The sequence below is a fragment of the Candidatus Zixiibacteriota bacterium genome, assembly GCA_040753875.1.
Classification (GTDB): domain Bacteria; phylum Zixibacteria; class MSB-5A5; order GN15; family FEB-12; genus DATKJY01.
This window is the reverse complement of record JBFMDV010000013.1, coordinates 1-14,325: the sequence shown is the minus strand read 5'-3', so window position 1 is coordinate 14,325 and position 14,325 is coordinate 1. Positions and strand designations below refer to the sequence as shown.

The following is a 14,325-nucleotide window of genomic DNA, read 5'->3' as shown; positions in this document are numbered from 1 at the left end:
CGCTACCGCATCGTTCCGATCCAGTCGTTCCAGAGGAAATAGACCCGTCCAATCAGCAGCGATACCCGCCCCATCACGGTGTATCCGAAATGGGCCCCAAACGAAACCATAATAAACCAGATGCCGACTCGGGCTGTTCCCCCCAACACCCCCCGGTGCTCCTTGGAAAAATAGAAATAGATCAAAGTTGTGATAAGCCCCACAACTACGATAGCGGTAAGCCACCAGTTGACCATCCCCTGAACTCGCTGTGGTGACATCGTGCCGACCATCTGCCCCAGCACATTGCCGTGAAGTTCCGATAGCAGGTAAACACCTGACGTGGTCCCCATCACGAAGGCAAGTCCCAGTCGCGCCAGCCAGGAATACCGCGTGGAGAGCCGGGCGAACATCAAGAACCCAAGCAGGCCAGGCACAATCAACCACCATTCCCCTTGTTCGCTCAGAGGCATCCACAGCCGCTGCTTGATCACCGTATCATAGTACAGTCCGAGGTAATAGCCGGTCGAGAGTCCGGCATACATATGCTCGACGAACTTGAACAGTGGGTTGTCTCTGTACAAAAACGAGAAAATGGCCAGCGTGAGAAACGCCATCAGCCAGATCTGGAAGATCTCCCAGCCGCTCACGCCTTCACCTTCCGTTCGCGCGTGCGTGCAACCTGCCGAGTGACAATGTACCCCACGTTACCGACCACGATCAGGGCTATGAGCAGGAAATGGACCAGCGACTGCATCCCCATGCCGGTGGTGGCCAGTCCGCTCTTTCCGACCAGCTTTTCATATTCGGCTGCCCCTTTCATCCCGCCCAGAAGTCCTACCAACTGACCGGATCCAACATATGCAAACTGCTTGGGCGCCATAACTGCGGTCACACCCGCCCCTACCGGTTTTCTGAACTGGGCGTTGACTATCGACACCCAGTAGTCGACCGTGGCGTTGTCGGCTACTACGAAGATGAAATCGACCTGCTCGTAATTCTTCACCCGCTGCATGAGCGGAAGTTCAGACAGTGGCGTCCCGCTGTTGTCAGTCGGGAAGATCCCCTCAATCGATGTCCCCATCCCCCGCAGAACCGACACATACCCCGGCTTGTAACCCAGGTTGACATAATCAACACCGTACGTCTTGCCGTATTGCGCTGCCAGTTCGCGGGTCACACGCTCGGCCACCGATGGCCCACCAAGCGGAATATTGGCCACGGTAATAACATACATGTTCTTGCGAAACAGATGATGTAGGGCGGCCCTCTCCATCGGCTCGGTCTCGGCCAGCGCGTTCGGCCAGATGTCGAACGTCAGGATAACAGTCGACGAGTCCGGCAGGCGGTCGACCGCCTCAAACAGACTCTTCCCCTCGGGAGAGATACTGATCTTGAACGTGGCCGGGACGATCAGGGGGATAACAGCGGCGATCCAGACGAGAAGGAAGACCCAGCGACGGTCGAGCTTGTCCAGTTGCTGCCAGAGATTCACCGGTTATCCCTTCCCCATATACGTGCGCTCGATACCGAGGATTATGCGGAGCGACATGGTGGCGGCTCCGAGTGCCGCCCCGATAATGATACCGCGTTGCACCGACAGGTTGACGCCGTTCATAATATAGGTGTTGATGAAATCCGGGAGCGCCGGGGTAATCGTGTTGAGAAGCGCTTCTCCCATGGGGACACGCCAGAGCATTACCAGCGAGGCGGTCAACAGGAGAAGCGTGGCTTCGGTGCTGCGGGTTCGAAACGCCCGATAGGCGGCCGAGGCAATATAGAACGCCAGAATTGCGAACATAGTTTGGCTCATGGGGGTCATGATGTTTACAAACAGCCAATCGTAGACCGATCCCGCGTTACGCCCGGCCAGTGATGTCATCCCCTCCGGCAGCCAGCCGGCAGGTATCAGAGCCGGGAGTCCCATGACAAACACCGAAATGACAGTGACCAGATTGTAGCCCCAGCCGTGCTGTCGCGCCGCAACCTTGCGCCAGTTCACGCGCGTGATGGACACGACGCCAAGCAGGAACGAGAAGCCGCCGATGATTGAGCTCCAGATCAGAAACTCGGCGGAAATATCACGCACCACCGGCACGCCCGGACCGGAGAAAAACGAAAGCACCATGGCGAGTCCGGCCAGGAATGCGATAATCAGTGGGACCGTGGTCTTCATTGGTGACGGAAAAACTCCACGAATTGATCCCCCACTCCGAACACCACCAGAGCGACCCCCAGGAGAATGCAGATCGCTATGATCACTTTCATGAAATCCTGTCCCTTGAGCCCGCCAAGCAGCAGCGGCTCGTGCGACAAGTATGCCGAAGCCGCGTACAGTTCCTCGCCCATCAGGGTGTAGTCACACGCTGCGATAAAAAACGGGATTTGCTCCGGAAGCGCCGTGCCCGCTATCTGAATTGACCCGGCCGCATTGCCGGTTTCGGCCAACAGCAGTGATTCGGCGAAAAACGCCCCCATAAAAATATTCGCCGCAGGACGCTCCCGCATCATCATGCCGTTGACTGTCGCCGCAAATGCCATCTGCTCCCCCGCTACGTACCGAACGGTATCCTTGTTGTAGGAATCTTTCTTCCCCTGCTCCACATACGCTTGTTCGACCACTTCCTGGCCGGCCGCCAGAACCAGCGGGTATCGCACCGGCACCACCAGCGGCGTTTCGTACTGGGCCGTAATCTTGGCCACCCGGCCCAGGATCGAAATGCCGGCGATCGTTTGAATATCATCGAGTTCCTGAAGCCCCGGGATATAGAGCACCGGCTTCCCCATCTCGGTGGCGCGCCCCACCGCTTCTTCAATCGCATCCAGCCCGGCGATTTTCCGTATGAAAAGCGGCTTCCCCTGTTTCGCCCATCGGGTGTACAATAAGACCGCTGTCGAAAAGATTATTACCAGAATTAGGGCGTTGATCCGGTCGCTCCGAAACAGCGTACTGTCCGGCTCCTGGGCCATCGCCATGGCGGGGTACAATAGAATGCCAAAGAAAGCGCCGACCAAGAGACCGGTCAGACGCCCGCAAACTGTCTGATGGCTGAACTGTTCAGACCGGCTCACGCGTGGGCCTCGCACGAAAGTATGCATCCACAAAGAACGACGACTCGGCAACAAATCTGTTCAATCCGTTTCGGCATGGGTTCGCCCAAAATCCGCGATCAGGGACTCGATCTGCGAGTCGGTGAAGTTCTTCTGCTGTGCCAGTTCAGCCAGTGTGCCCCAAAATGGCTCGCCACACACTACACAGGGCAGACCATGCTCAATAAGAAAGCCCACCGCATCCGGGCGGGCTTGTACCAGATCCTCGATCAATGTGTCCCTGCTTAATACGAACGCCACTGCCGGAATCTCAGTTGCCTTCGGCCAGCGCTTTCTTCAGGGTCTCGATCGCCGCCACCGGTGTTGGATCCACGTTGTTCAGGATCGCCAGATAGTAGGAGACGAAATCCCCAAGCTGCACCAGCGACAATAGCCGACTCAGCGGGGTTGTCCCCATCCCCCAGACATCCACCACCGGCACGCCGGACTTCTCGATGATCCCTTTCACAATGTCGATCCGTTTGGTCACCTTGGGGTGATCGTCGCCGGTCCGAATCATCACCACCACGAGATGGTCCTTGTGGGGCTTGAGCACATCACAATAACCGACCAACTCGTTGTGATTGAACTCCGGAAACTGGTTGGCGAACGCCATATTCTTGCCGTTCTCGCACATCTGCCCCTTCCATCGCACCGCCACGACATCAGTGAGCACCGGACCGCCATAGATAATCGGAATGCGGCCGTGCAGTCTGGCGGCGACCGCTTTGGCCAGATTCTTTTCCGTCGGCGTGTCTTCGATATACACCTCCCGCCGCATTTGCATCTCTTTGATCGTCTGCGGGATCTCCTTGACCAGCCCTTTGACCAATCCGATGCGGTCGAAGAGTACCAGCAGCGGGATCATCGAATACCCCAGCGCCGCACGCGGCTGCAAACCGGCCGGAAGGGTCAGCATGGGGATATCATTCAATTTGCAAACTTCCGCCATCATGCCACCGGTGGTGAGCGCCACCAGCATAGCTTTGCGCCCCAGGGCATCATCGAGCGCCGACATGGTCTCTTCGGTATTGCCGCTATAGGACGAGGCAATCACCAGCGTCTCATCATCGACGAATTCCGGCAAGGCGTAATGACGGCAGATCACCATGGGGACCTGTAGTCGTGCCCCGAGATAGGTGCGGACCAGGTCACCGCCGATGGCCGACCCGCCCATGCCGATCAGGACGATATTTTTGACGCCGGCGAAATCGGTCGGGTTGACCTTCCACCCCTCGGCGAGTTTGAACGCCTCGGCCACCTGCTCCGGAAAGTCGAAAATCCGGTTATACATATTGCCCGGGTCGACCGAGCGAATGGTATCGACATTATCTAACACTGCCAAGGCTCTGTTTCCTGTTATCTAAAAGGTTGTTTTTGTTCCAACGCATCCCGGAAACTCTGGAGCTTCCGGGTCACCGCTGCCACCGAACTGCTGCTCATCACTGAGCCGACCAGCAGCCGGACCAATTCCGAGTCCAACTGCTTTACCAGCCGGCACATATCAAAGATCTTCACCGGGCTCATGGACAACTGGTCCACTCCCATCCCCATAAAGAGCGGCAGCGCCAACTGGTCCCCGGCCACCTCCCCACATATAGATACCGGTTTCCTTCGCTTTTTACAAGCATCAACCGTCAGCTTGATCAAATGAAGCACCGAGGGGTGGTATGGACTGTAGATATCGGCCACTCGGCCATTGCTCCGGTCGGCCGACAACGTGTATTGTGTGAGGTCGTTGGTCCCGATCGACATGAAATCGACCTTCTCCGCCAGGCAATCGGCGGTCAGCGCCGCCGAGGGGACCTCCACCATGATGCCGAGTTGGATATTTTCGTCAAAGGGTATCCGGTCGCGCCTGAGCTCCAGCATTACCTGTCCAAGCAGTTTGCGTGCCTTTTCGAATTCTGCCAGGTCAGACACCATGGGAAGCATGATCTTGAGATTCTTTCGCACGGAGGCACGAAGCATCGCCCGGAGCTGATCTTTGAACACTTCCGGCATGGCGAGCATGGGGCGGATCCCGCGGAACCCCAGCGCCGGGTTATCCTCATGCGGCATCTGGCCGGACGGATGCATCTTGTCCGAGCCGATATCAAACGTGCGAAGAATCACCTCGGAATGCGCGAACGTCTCTGCTATTGCGGCATAATGCTGGTACTGGGCCTCTTCGTCGGGAAACGTCCCGGCCTCGAGGTACATGAACTCCGTCCGGTACAGACCCACCGGAAATCGTTGCTCGGCCAGGATCTCGTCCATCGGGCCCGGAAGCTCCAAATTGGCCGCTATTTTGAATGGCTTGCCGTCTTTCGTCTTGGGCGGTATGGTCGAAAGTTTCTTGATGCGTAATATAGTCGCCGGACCTTGGCGTTTGCGAAGCTTCTGATACTCGGTCCACTCAGCCTCTGTCGGATGAGCGATTACCACACCCGTGTTGCCGTCGATAATGATCGGGCAGTCATCGCATGCCTGTGTCCAGATATCTTCCACCACCACGGCAGGCACCATGAGCGACCGCGCGATCAGCGCCATGTGCGAGTTGCGTCCCCCCTCGCCCACCAGAAAACCGACCGCCTTCCGATGGCGATAACTGAGGACATCGCCGGGGGTGAACATCTTACCGACCAGGACCGTGTCCGGCTGGAAATTGGCCTGTGAAAGTTCGCCCGAACCCTGCAGGTGCGACAGCACTTTCCGCGAAACCGCCTCGATATCGAGCGCCATCTGCTGCATGTAGGGATCCCGCGACATCCGGAGCGGAACCGTGGTCCGTTCTACCAGCGAGTTGTACACAAAACCGGCGTTCCGTCGCTGCGATGTGATCTGTTCTTTGACCTGTTTGAGAAACTCGTAATCCCCCGCGATCAACACCTGGGCATCGAATATTTTCGCGACCGGTCCGGCGACTTTCTTCCCGGCAGTCGTACGGATCGCCCGAAGTTCTTCCAGAGCAGCTGCGACTGCCCGCTCCAGCGCCTCGATCTCATCGTTGACCCGCGATGGCGCTACCACCACTTCGGCTATCTTGATATCCCCCGGAAGGATCACCCGGGTGCGTCCCATGGCAATACCGGGCGATATCGGCTGCCCCTTGAATGTGCGACGACCAGTTCGCATCCTGCTACCTTACAAGCACTTCGTTAGATCGAAAGGAAAGTAAGGGAATGCTCAAGCGGCAGGCAAGCCAAATGTCAGCCGTTTTCGCCGAACCCGGATGCGATGACTTTCAGAATCTCCGCCAGCGCCTGGTTTTCGTCCTCCCCATTTGCCTCAATTGTCAGGTCCGACCCCATTTCGGCTGCCAGCATCATCACCCCCATGATGGACTTGCCGTTCACCCGGAGGTCGTCTTTGGTGATATACACCTCGGAGGCAAACCGCGAGGCAGTCGTCACCACCATCGCCGCAGGACGGGCGTGAAGCCCCAATTTATTCACAATCTTGGTTGTCTGTTTCACCATCGAATCACTCGACCAAAACGTATCGCTTGCCGGACAGTTCCTGCACCGCTCCCTTGAGTTCGAGCGCCAGAAGATACTCCAGCAACTCGGCGACCGGCAGTCCGGCGGTCCGTGAAAGTTGATCTATTTGCAGCGGCCCGGAGGCCAGATGGCCGACCAACTGCTTTTCGGTATCGGTCAAATCCGGCAGAGTCTGAAACTTCTGTGCCACCACCTGTCCCTTGAGCCGTGGCAGTTCATCGAAAATATCTTCCACATTCGTCAGCAGCTTCGCGCCCTTCTTGATAAGCGCGTTGGTGCCAAGGCTCGCCATCGACTCCGGCCCGCCCGGCACCGCAAACAGTTCTTTCCCCTGCTCAAGTGCCAAGTCGGCGGTGATCAATGCGCCGGACTTCCGCCCCGCTTCAACTACCACCACTCCCTCCGAAAGTCCCGATATGATTCGATTCCGCTCCGGGAAAAAACCGGGCTCTGGCTTGATATCCGGAAAATATTCCGAATACGCTGCTCCCTGTCGCATGATCCTATCAGCGAGACCTCGATTACTTGTCGGATAAACATGATTCAGCGGCGTCCCCCAAACTGCAATCGTCTTGCCCCCCGCCTCCAGCGCTCCCTGATGAGCAGCGGAATCAATCCCCTCCGCCATCCCCGACACCACGATCACGCCCGCTTTTGCCAAATCTGCCGCCAGATTCCGCGCGAAAGCTCTCCCCCTCTCCGATGCGTGTCGTGTCCCAACTATCGCAATCATCTTGTCTTCGGCTTTGGTCGGCTCTCCCAGGCGAAATAACAGCGCCGGACGGTCCGCCAACGGCAGAAGCTGTTTGGGGTACTCGGGATGTTCCGGGAACAGCATGCTCCAGCCAAGCTGCACGATACGTGCGTAGAGTTCCTTGGCTTTGTCCCGGTCGCAACTCGTTCTGATACTCGCCGCGGTCGTGTGCGAGACCAGTGGGACCGCCTCTAGTTCCCAGACCGTCGCCGCCATCACCCGGGCCGGTGTACCGAACTGCGCCACCAACTTATGAAACCGCCCCTTGCCAACTCCCGGGACATTCAAAAGCGCAATCGTATCAATCAGTCGTTCTGTGAGCTCGTTGTTCGTCAAGCGTCTTCTCAATCGTCTGCAGGAATCGGTCCGTCCCCATCCCGGCCACGGCCGAGAGGTAAATATAATCACCCGGCAGTTTTCCGGAAATCGATTTAAGGTCACTTTCGGAGAGCGTGTCAATCTTGGTTATCGCCGTCACCGAAGGCCTCGTCAGCAGCGTCTGATCGAACGCCTCCAGTTCCTGTGCGAGCGTGGCGTGCGTCTCTTCGATATTCTCATCGTTTACATCGATCACGTACACGAGCATGCCGGTCCGCTGGATATGGCGAAGAAACTGAATGCCGAGCCCTTTCCCCTGTGATGCCCCTTCGATCAGTCCCGGAATATCCGCCATTACGCACGATTTGTATTCGCGGAATTTGACTATGCCAAGATTCGGCACGAGCGTGGTGAATGGATACTCAGCAATCTTCGGCCGCGCCGCCGAGAACGTGGCAAGAATAGTTGATTTCCCCGCATTCGGTTTCCCCACGAGCCCGACATCGGCCAGAAGTTTCAACTCCAGCGACAGCCGCTTGTGTTCCCCGGGCGCACCATCCTGTGCTTTGCGCGGCGCCTGATTGACTGGCGATTTGTAAAACGCATTCCCGTGCCCCCCTTTGCCCCCCTTGGCCAGCACTATTTCCGCACCCAGTTCATCCAGGTCGACAATGGTCTGCCCTGATTCGAGGTCTTTGATGATTGTCCCCACCGGTACACGGAGCCGAATACTCTCGCCGTTCTTGCCGGTCTTGAGCCCGCCAGAGCCGAACCCGCCCCGCTCAGCCTTGTAGCTCTTGCGATATCGGAAATCGAGCAGTGTGGTGAGGTTATCATCGGCAACTGCGATCACATCGCCGCCCCAGCCTCCGTCGCCGCCGTCCGGTCCCCCTTTGGGGATATACTTTTCGCGCCGAAAGGCGATACACCCGTGACCGCCATCCCCCGCTTGCACCTCGATTTCAACGTAGTCGATAAACATGACTGGTGAATATCCCGATTGTGCCCGCAATTGTCAATGCGGTAGTGGGTGAGTGGGGGCGAAACAAGTTGCTTGAATTTGCAGTCTGGTGATATACTAAGCCGAGGCAAGTTATGGAACATCGAGAAGAGAACACCGATCGACCGATTAGCGAATTGGCGGAAGCCCCGTAGCGCACCCAACGGGTGATGAATTCCGAAATTGCCGATAACTGATGTCCAACGCATGCAACAAATGAAACCTGATAACCCCATCCACCAACTTCTCTACTCTCTCGAACAACGCCTCCTTCAACCCGACATCAGACGTTCATCTGAAGAACTGAACAAACTTCTCGCCGACGATTTCATCGAGTTCGGGGCATCGGGAACGATATGCGACAAGCGGCGGATTATCGAGGAACTCGCACAGGAGCCGCCGGTTGATATTTCGATAACGGATTTCGCCGTTTGCCAACTGGCACCCGATATCGTGCTGGCGACCTACCATGCTGTCGTGATCTCTGTAAAAGACGGTCAGCCGAAGCACTCGCTACGCAGTTCCATCTGGAAGCTCGCCGACGGCTCATGGCGGATGCTGTTCCACCAGGGGACACCAACCGCTATGCCCTCGCACTCGTAAGTCAGTCATTGCGAGACGACGCGCTTCGCGGCGGCGAAGCAATCTCGGATTCCTTCCACGGCAGCAGTTGAGATTGCGTCGGCGAAGCGCCTCGCAATGACTTGGTCTTACCCGTCCCGGCAGTTCTTGCTCGCCCGAGACAATCGCGAATCCAGCCCCTACATAGCTGTACATAGTGTCGAGGGCGAGTGTGAACTGCCGGAAATCATAACGGTGCGCAATCGGTCGGGTCACACGAGCCGAGTCGAACCTCGAACACGAAACCCACCGCAAGCCTTCATCTACTCCCAGGCAGGCTACGGTGGGGTACCCCGCCCCTTGGGGCGGGTCAGTATTGCACAGGTGGCGCACAGCGTCGTGGTGAGCGGAGTCGAACCACGAACCGTGCCACCATTGGCACACTGGCCATGCACGCCCTTCGACTACGCTCAGGGCGACGACCGGAAGTGTCTACGTACGCCAGTTGACGGCGGCCTTGTGTGGACCTATATTCCGCCCCGTGAGGACTGTCCAGAACGAGCCGCCACTGACAATCAACCAGCGCAAACGCCAGTGGTACGAAAGGTGGTCGCTGGGGCTGGGGCACATCTGCCTCAAAATGGGACTCACCCCCAACATGCTGACTGCGGCGTCGCTCGTGTGCGCCTTCATTTCTGGCATCTATTTCTGGAAAGCCCAAATGGGCTGGGGCGTGTTCTGGATGCTCATGACCGCGTTCACCGACATGCTCGATGGTTCCACCGCCCGTGCCGGCAACATGGGGACAGTGTTCGGCGGCATACTCGATCACGTCTCGGACCGCTATGGCGAGTTCTTCATTCTGGCCGGAATCACCATGTCGAAGGTCACCCATCCCGGATGGGGTCTGTTCGCACTGTTCGCCATGCTGATCGCCAGCTACACGCGTGCGGCGGCCGAATCGATGGGGAAAATCGAAAACTGCGCAGTCGGGATCATGGGGCGGATGGAAAAATTCCTGCTCATCATGGCTGGCGCGATTATCGAAATCTATCTCCCCGGTGGCAGTTGGCCCCGCGGCCGATGGCTGGAGTTCGCACTGATTATCGTCGGCCTCACATCGCTTATCACCGCCGTCCAGCGCCTCATCTACGCCCGCAAACTGCTCGGCAACAAACGGCATGTCTGAGCAAAGCAACAGAACCGTTTCTCTGACTAATTGACAAGGAGCAGCTTCTACCTGTGATCACGGCTATCGGCAATCCCGTATACGATTATATCAAAACCCCCCGCGTTGACACCAAGGAGCGGATTCTCTCCGGCTGCTCCACCAACGCCGCGCTGGCGCTGAGCAAACTGGGTGAAAAGGTGCGACTGGTCGGCGCGGTTGGGGATGGTTTCAAGCAGCAGTTCATTCACGACCTCCATCGATTCAATATCGAACCTGTCATTACACCGTCAAGCGGCACCGGTGGCTTTTCGCTCATCTACTACGACGCCTTCGGCAACCGCACGCTCGATCTGCTCGGCAAAGCGGACAATATTGCCGGTCTTACGCCCTCAATGTACACGGATTCGCAAGCTGTTCTGATAGGCCCGATTCTTGGCGAGGTGTCATTCGACAATATCCGCGAGATCAGCCGCCGTTTCCGCGGTCTGTTCTTTTGCGACCCTCAAGGCCTGATTAGGGGTGTTGGCCCAGATGGCCGCATCTTCCACGAGAAGAAACCGGGGATCGAGCAGATACTCGGGTTGTTCGATATCGTCAAACCGAACGAACTTGAGGGGAAGATTCTGACCGGTATCGACTGCCGCGAGAACCCGTACGAAGCAGCCCGCCGGATCAAGTCTTGGGGGCCGAAACTCGTGATCGTGACGCTCGCCGAGCTTGGTTCGGTTATCTACGACGGCACGACGTTTATTGATATCCCGCCGTATGATGTCGATCTAATCGATGCCACCGGCGCCGGCGATACCTACATGGCCGGATTTACATTCGAGTATCTGAAAACCGGCGGCGATCTGCGGAAGGCCGGCTGCTTCGCGTCGTGTACGTCATCGATCATGATTGAATATGTCGGCCCGGATTTTGTTATGACGGAATCGCTGGTTCGGGCACGCCAGCAGACATTGCTCGCGATGAGTGATTACCGAGTGAAAGTTGCCGTTAACGCTTGATCTGTTGCAGTGCGAGACGCAAAGCGACGACGACGCGGCTAACAGCGCCGCCTGACACGAATCCTTCTCCCTTCGGGAGAAGGTGCCCGAAGGCGCTGCCCCGAGCGAAGACGAGGGGGCGGAGACCGTTGTGTCAGTTCCTGCCGTCTGTCGACAGACAGACGGTGTGAACTGACACCCGCAGTGTCATTCCCGCGAAAGCGGGAATATAGAACGCGCCCGCGCCGAGCGGTGCCGCACCCCGAACGTCATTGCGAGGCGTCACGCGTCGAGCGTGACGACGAAGCAATCTCTTAGGGTGCATTGGACACAACATGGAGGTGACTCATGGATGACTCGATCTTCTTCCGCCGCCAGAGCAAACGGTCCTATCTGCCGGACCCGCTGCCGCAGGACAAACTGGATCGGCTGTATGAAATAATCCAGTGGTCCCCTTCCGGCAGCAACAGCCAACCGTGGCGATTCATCTTCGTGTCGGAGCCGTCGCAAAAAGAGCGGTTCATGAAAGCGCTCGCTCGCGGTAATCAATGGGCGGCCGCGGCGCCGATTTTGATCGCTGTTTGCTCTCGTCCATCCGACGACGGTGTTCGCGACGATGATCCGGTACAGTATTACTCGTTCAACACCGGTCTGGCGGTGATGTCGCTGTTGCTGGGCGCTACCGACATGGACTTGCTGGCGCATCCGATGGCCGGCTACGATGCCAAGAAGGTGAAAGAGGCATTGGCCATCCCCGATGACTACCATGTCCTGTGTGTGATCGCGTTGGGGTACAAAGGGCCGATCGAGTCGCTCGATGAGCGCACGCGCGCAAAGGACGAGGCTCCACGAACCCGCAAAGAACTGAGTGAGATTATTAGTCTCGACCGGTTCGAGTTTTGACCGCCTATGTACACTATCTCTTTCTCCGACTTCGAAAAGGTCGATATCCGCGTCGGCGTGATAGTCGAGGTAACCGATTTCGAACGGGCGCGGGTGCCGGCGTACAAACTGAAGATCGATTTCGGTCCCGAGCTCGGCATCAAACAAACCTCAGCCCGGTTCAAACAAGACTACACTTCCGAGCAACTGCTCGGCAAACAGTGCTTAGCTGTAGTGAATTTCGAGCCGAAGAACATCGGCGGGTTTATGTCAGAGGTCCTGCTGCTCGGTGTCCCGCGCACAGGTGGCGGGATCGTGCTGGTCAGCCCGGTCGACGCAGCGGAGATTGGCGGACGACTGTACTGATAAGTGCTGTCTCGCAACACAAGTCACCGTGCCAGTCATTGCGAGGCGTTTTGCCGAAGCAATCTCGAACGGAGCAGCTTGGCTCCTGCAATTGTCCGGGAAACTGGATAACTACGGCTGGAACACGACATGTACTGAGTCGTGAGCGGACACTACTACCGTGCCAAAACTCCCTGCCAGTTCGGTGTGATTGATGTTGTTCGCCAGTTGAGTCGGCAGCGGCGCGGGCAACGACAGGTCGGCGAGCGATTTATTGGGTGAACCGGTATACGAATAGACATACAGATAATACCACCCGGTGTCCGGGGCGTCGCCGACGCTGAGCGAGAATGCATCCGGAGGGAAAGTACCCGCCGTAGCCATCGACGTATTGTATGCGCTGTACGCAGGACCGCTGTAAGCATCTTTCTTCTGAACAGCCGCCAGTACATACCCCTGCGCGCCCGATGACGTTGTCCAGGTGAGCGAGGCCTGCCCATTCCCCTGAATCAGACGGTTGGCCGGTGTTACAGTCAGTATGGACAGCGTCCCCGGAGAGGTGGTGATAGCGCTGTCGACGAAGACTGTCGAGTCGGCCACGCGAAGATACCGCGTTCCGACCGAGTAATCAGTGACAGAATCCACCATCCGCGAATACACCGAATCAAGCGGATACGCCTGATTATTGAACGCAAGGGTGCGGGTACCAAGCCGAATATCAGCGTTCTTGGCAACAGCGAGGTCGCGGAGAAACTGCACCGCGGTGACCGTCGAGTCGTGGTCCAGGTTGATAACCAGCGAACCGCCGACCGCGTACTGCTGGTCGGTCCCTTTACCGGTAGGGGGTGTATTGCAGCTCCAAAGCAGCAGCAGCGCCGTGCTGATAACACCGCCAAGTGAGATTCGCAATATCTTCTGAGTTACAGAGAGCATACTCTACTCTATATCGGCAGAGACCGGTGGTCCATTTAGGCGATGATCCCGTTCTAATCTCATGCGTATATTATACTTACAATACACTACTCGAGAAGAACCAAATATCGACGCCGTTTACGCTCAAAACGGTTGACCATTTGAGTCGCTGATCCGCCCCGCTTCGAGGAAGCTTCGAAACAAGAAAGAACCTGTCTATCAATGAGTTATGGGGGCGAATCGAGCGACACAAACTCTGTTCTCTAAAAGGTCTTGACTATTTTCGACTCTCACATTGATTACGAATACTGCCGCCGATTTGGGGCGTTCGGTCGGCAGTTTGGTTCTTTGAGTAAAGAAAAAGAAATCGACCGGCAACCGGTTTTTTAGGAAACCAAAGTGGACCGGTTCGGTTGTAACAAATGGCGGCCTGCCTTGCTAGCCATGCTTCGCATCAGTGCCGCCTACTTCGCCCTGTGCCGTTCCCCCTCCCCCCCGGCGCGGGGCGTTTTTTTTTGGCCTCGGCTTTTGGCCATGTGACCCGTTGCACACCTGTTGTTCGATCAGATTGGCTGCCCGTCTACCGCCATCGCGCTCATCCACTCTCCGCACTTTCACTACCGTTCTTCCACTGATTATTGATGTTCTCCTCGTTTGTAAGAGTGGTTGTCTCTGCAGCCCGAACCCGCCATGGAGGGAACGGTCATCTGGCGACCATTGCCGAAAAACCTCTCGGGTGTCTCCGATCAGGTTAGAGTGCCCCGCCGCAGCCCTGAGCGCCGCTCAGGTATTGTCCTTCGCGTTGGCGAAGAACCGTCGCGGGCTCCGCTCGCAGGGCTCGTCCG

General features: G+C 57.1%; 16 protein-coding genes. 5 read left to right on the top strand and 11 right to left on the bottom strand.

Annotated elements, in window-relative coordinates; all coding sequences use genetic code 11:
• Positions 1–2: 2 nt before the first annotated feature.
• From AB1644_05200 to obgE, 10 genes are all read right to left on the bottom strand, one after another.
• A complete protein-coding gene (locus AB1644_05200; protein ID MEW6050444.1) occupies positions 3–629 on the bottom strand; it encodes a hypothetical protein in 627 nt (208 codons plus the stop codon).
• The gene (locus AB1644_05195; protein MEW6050443.1) at positions 626–1,474 is read right to left on the bottom strand and encodes a hypothetical protein; all 849 of its coding nucleotides are present in this window, start codon (positions 1,472–1,474) and stop codon (positions 626–628) included. Before AB1644_05195 ends, AB1644_05200 begins: the two co-directional genes overlap by 4 nt.
• Before the next feature lie 3 nt (positions 1,475–1,477).
• The gene (locus AB1644_05190) at positions 1,478–2,155 is read right to left on the bottom strand and encodes a hypothetical protein (GenBank protein ID MEW6050442.1); all 678 of its coding nucleotides are present in this window, start codon (positions 2,153–2,155) and stop codon (positions 1,478–1,480) included.
• Positions 2,152–3,051 (bottom strand): DUF6754 domain-containing protein, encoded by a 900-nt coding sequence (locus tag AB1644_05185; GenBank protein MEW6050441.1) that lies wholly within the window; start codon positions 3,049–3,051, stop codon positions 2,152–2,154. Before AB1644_05185 ends, AB1644_05190 begins: the two co-directional genes overlap by 4 nt.
• Positions 3,052–3,111: 60 nt before the next feature.
• Positions 3,112–3,330, bottom strand: coding sequence for a DUF1858 domain-containing protein (locus AB1644_05180; protein ID MEW6050440.1), 219 nt, complete (start codon positions 3,328–3,330; stop codon positions 3,112–3,114).
• Positions 3,331–3,340: 10 nt separating this feature from the next.
• Positions 3,341–4,408, bottom strand: coding sequence for a bifunctional phosphoglucose/phosphomannose isomerase (locus AB1644_05175; GenBank protein ID MEW6050439.1), 1,068 nt, complete (start codon positions 4,406–4,408; stop codon positions 3,341–3,343).
• A 20-nt stretch (positions 4,409–4,428) separates the two neighbouring features.
• Entirely contained in the window at positions 4,429–6,186 is a 1,758-nt protein-coding gene (gene ptsP / locus AB1644_05170; protein ID MEW6050438.1) for a phosphoenolpyruvate--protein phosphotransferase, read from the bottom strand.
• Between the two features lie 74 nt (positions 6,187–6,260).
• Positions 6,261–6,530, bottom strand: a complete 270-nt coding sequence (locus AB1644_05165) for an HPr family phosphocarrier protein (GenBank protein ID MEW6050437.1) — start codon at positions 6,528–6,530, stop codon at positions 6,261–6,263.
• A gap of 4 nt (positions 6,531–6,534) precedes the next feature.
• The gene (dprA, locus tag AB1644_05160; GenBank protein MEW6050436.1) at positions 6,535–7,641 is read right to left on the bottom strand and encodes a DNA-processing protein DprA; all 1,107 of its coding nucleotides are present in this window, start codon (positions 7,639–7,641) and stop codon (positions 6,535–6,537) included.
• Positions 7,607–8,605, bottom strand: a complete 999-nt coding sequence (obgE, locus tag AB1644_05155; GenBank protein MEW6050435.1) for a GTPase ObgE — start codon at positions 8,603–8,605, stop codon at positions 7,607–7,609. The genes dprA and obgE overlap by 35 nt, the downstream gene beginning before the upstream one ends.
• A 225-nt stretch (positions 8,606–8,830) precedes the next feature.
• Here obgE and AB1644_05150 point away from each other — a divergent pair, with 225 nt between their 5' ends.
• The 5 genes from AB1644_05150 to AB1644_05130 all read left to right on the top strand — a co-directional run bounded on the left by AB1644_05150 (position 8,831) and on the right by AB1644_05130 (position 12,589).
• Entirely contained in the window at positions 8,831–9,226 is a 396-nt protein-coding gene (locus tag AB1644_05150) for a DUF4440 domain-containing protein (protein ID MEW6050434.1), read from the top strand.
• Between the two features lie 499 nt (positions 9,227–9,725).
• Positions 9,726–10,373 (top strand): CDP-alcohol phosphatidyltransferase family protein, encoded by a 648-nt coding sequence (locus AB1644_05145; GenBank protein ID MEW6050433.1) that lies wholly within the window; start codon positions 9,726–9,728, stop codon positions 10,371–10,373.
• 53 nt (positions 10,374–10,426) lie between these two features.
• Complete coding sequence (locus tag AB1644_05140; GenBank protein ID MEW6050432.1) at positions 10,427–11,362, top strand: PfkB family carbohydrate kinase; 936 nt, start codon at positions 10,427–10,429, stop codon at positions 11,360–11,362.
• A gap of 327 nt (positions 11,363–11,689) precedes the next feature.
• Positions 11,690–12,244 carry a nitroreductase family protein gene (locus tag AB1644_05135; GenBank protein MEW6050431.1) on the top strand — a complete coding sequence of 185 codons (555 nt, stop codon included), beginning with the start codon at positions 11,690–11,692 and terminating at the stop codon, positions 12,242–12,244.
• A gap of 6 nt (positions 12,245–12,250) precedes the next feature.
• Positions 12,251–12,589 (top strand): tRNA-binding protein, encoded by a 339-nt coding sequence (locus tag AB1644_05130; protein ID MEW6050430.1) that lies wholly within the window; start codon positions 12,251–12,253, stop codon positions 12,587–12,589.
• A gap of 111 nt (positions 12,590–12,700) precedes the next feature.
• Here AB1644_05130 and AB1644_05125 read toward each other — a convergent pair whose 3' ends face one another.
• The gene (locus AB1644_05125) at positions 12,701–13,501 is read right to left on the bottom strand and encodes a hypothetical protein (protein ID MEW6050429.1); all 801 of its coding nucleotides are present in this window, start codon (positions 13,499–13,501) and stop codon (positions 12,701–12,703) included.
• Positions 13,502–14,325: the final 824 nt, after the last annotated feature.

Coding starts and splice junctions, on each gene's coding strand:
- AB1644_05190 (MEW6050442.1), bottom strand. CDS start 2,155: ATGAAGACCACGGTCCCACTGATTATCGCATTCCTGGCCGGACTCGCC.
- ptsP (MEW6050438.1), bottom strand. CDS start 6,186: ATGCGAACTGGTCGTCGCACATTCAAGGGGCAGCCGATATCGCCCGGT.
- AB1644_05165 (MEW6050437.1), bottom strand. CDS start 6,530: ATGGTGAAACAGACAACCAAGATTGTGAATAAATTGGGGCTTCACGCC.
- obgE (MEW6050435.1), bottom strand. CDS start 8,605: ATGTTTATCGACTACGTTGAAATCGAGGTGCAAGCGGGGGATGGCGGT.
- AB1644_05150 (MEW6050434.1), top strand. CDS start 8,831: ATGCAACAAATGAAACCTGATAACCCCATCCACCAACTTCTCTACTCT.
- AB1644_05135 (MEW6050431.1), top strand. CDS start 11,690: ATGGATGACTCGATCTTCTTCCGCCGCCAGAGCAAACGGTCCTATCTG.
- AB1644_05130 (MEW6050430.1), top strand. CDS start 12,251: ATGTACACTATCTCTTTCTCCGACTTCGAAAAGGTCGATATCCGCGTC.
- AB1644_05125 (MEW6050429.1), bottom strand. CDS start 13,501: ATGCTCTCTGTAACTCAGAAGATATTGCGAATCTCACTTGGCGGTGTT.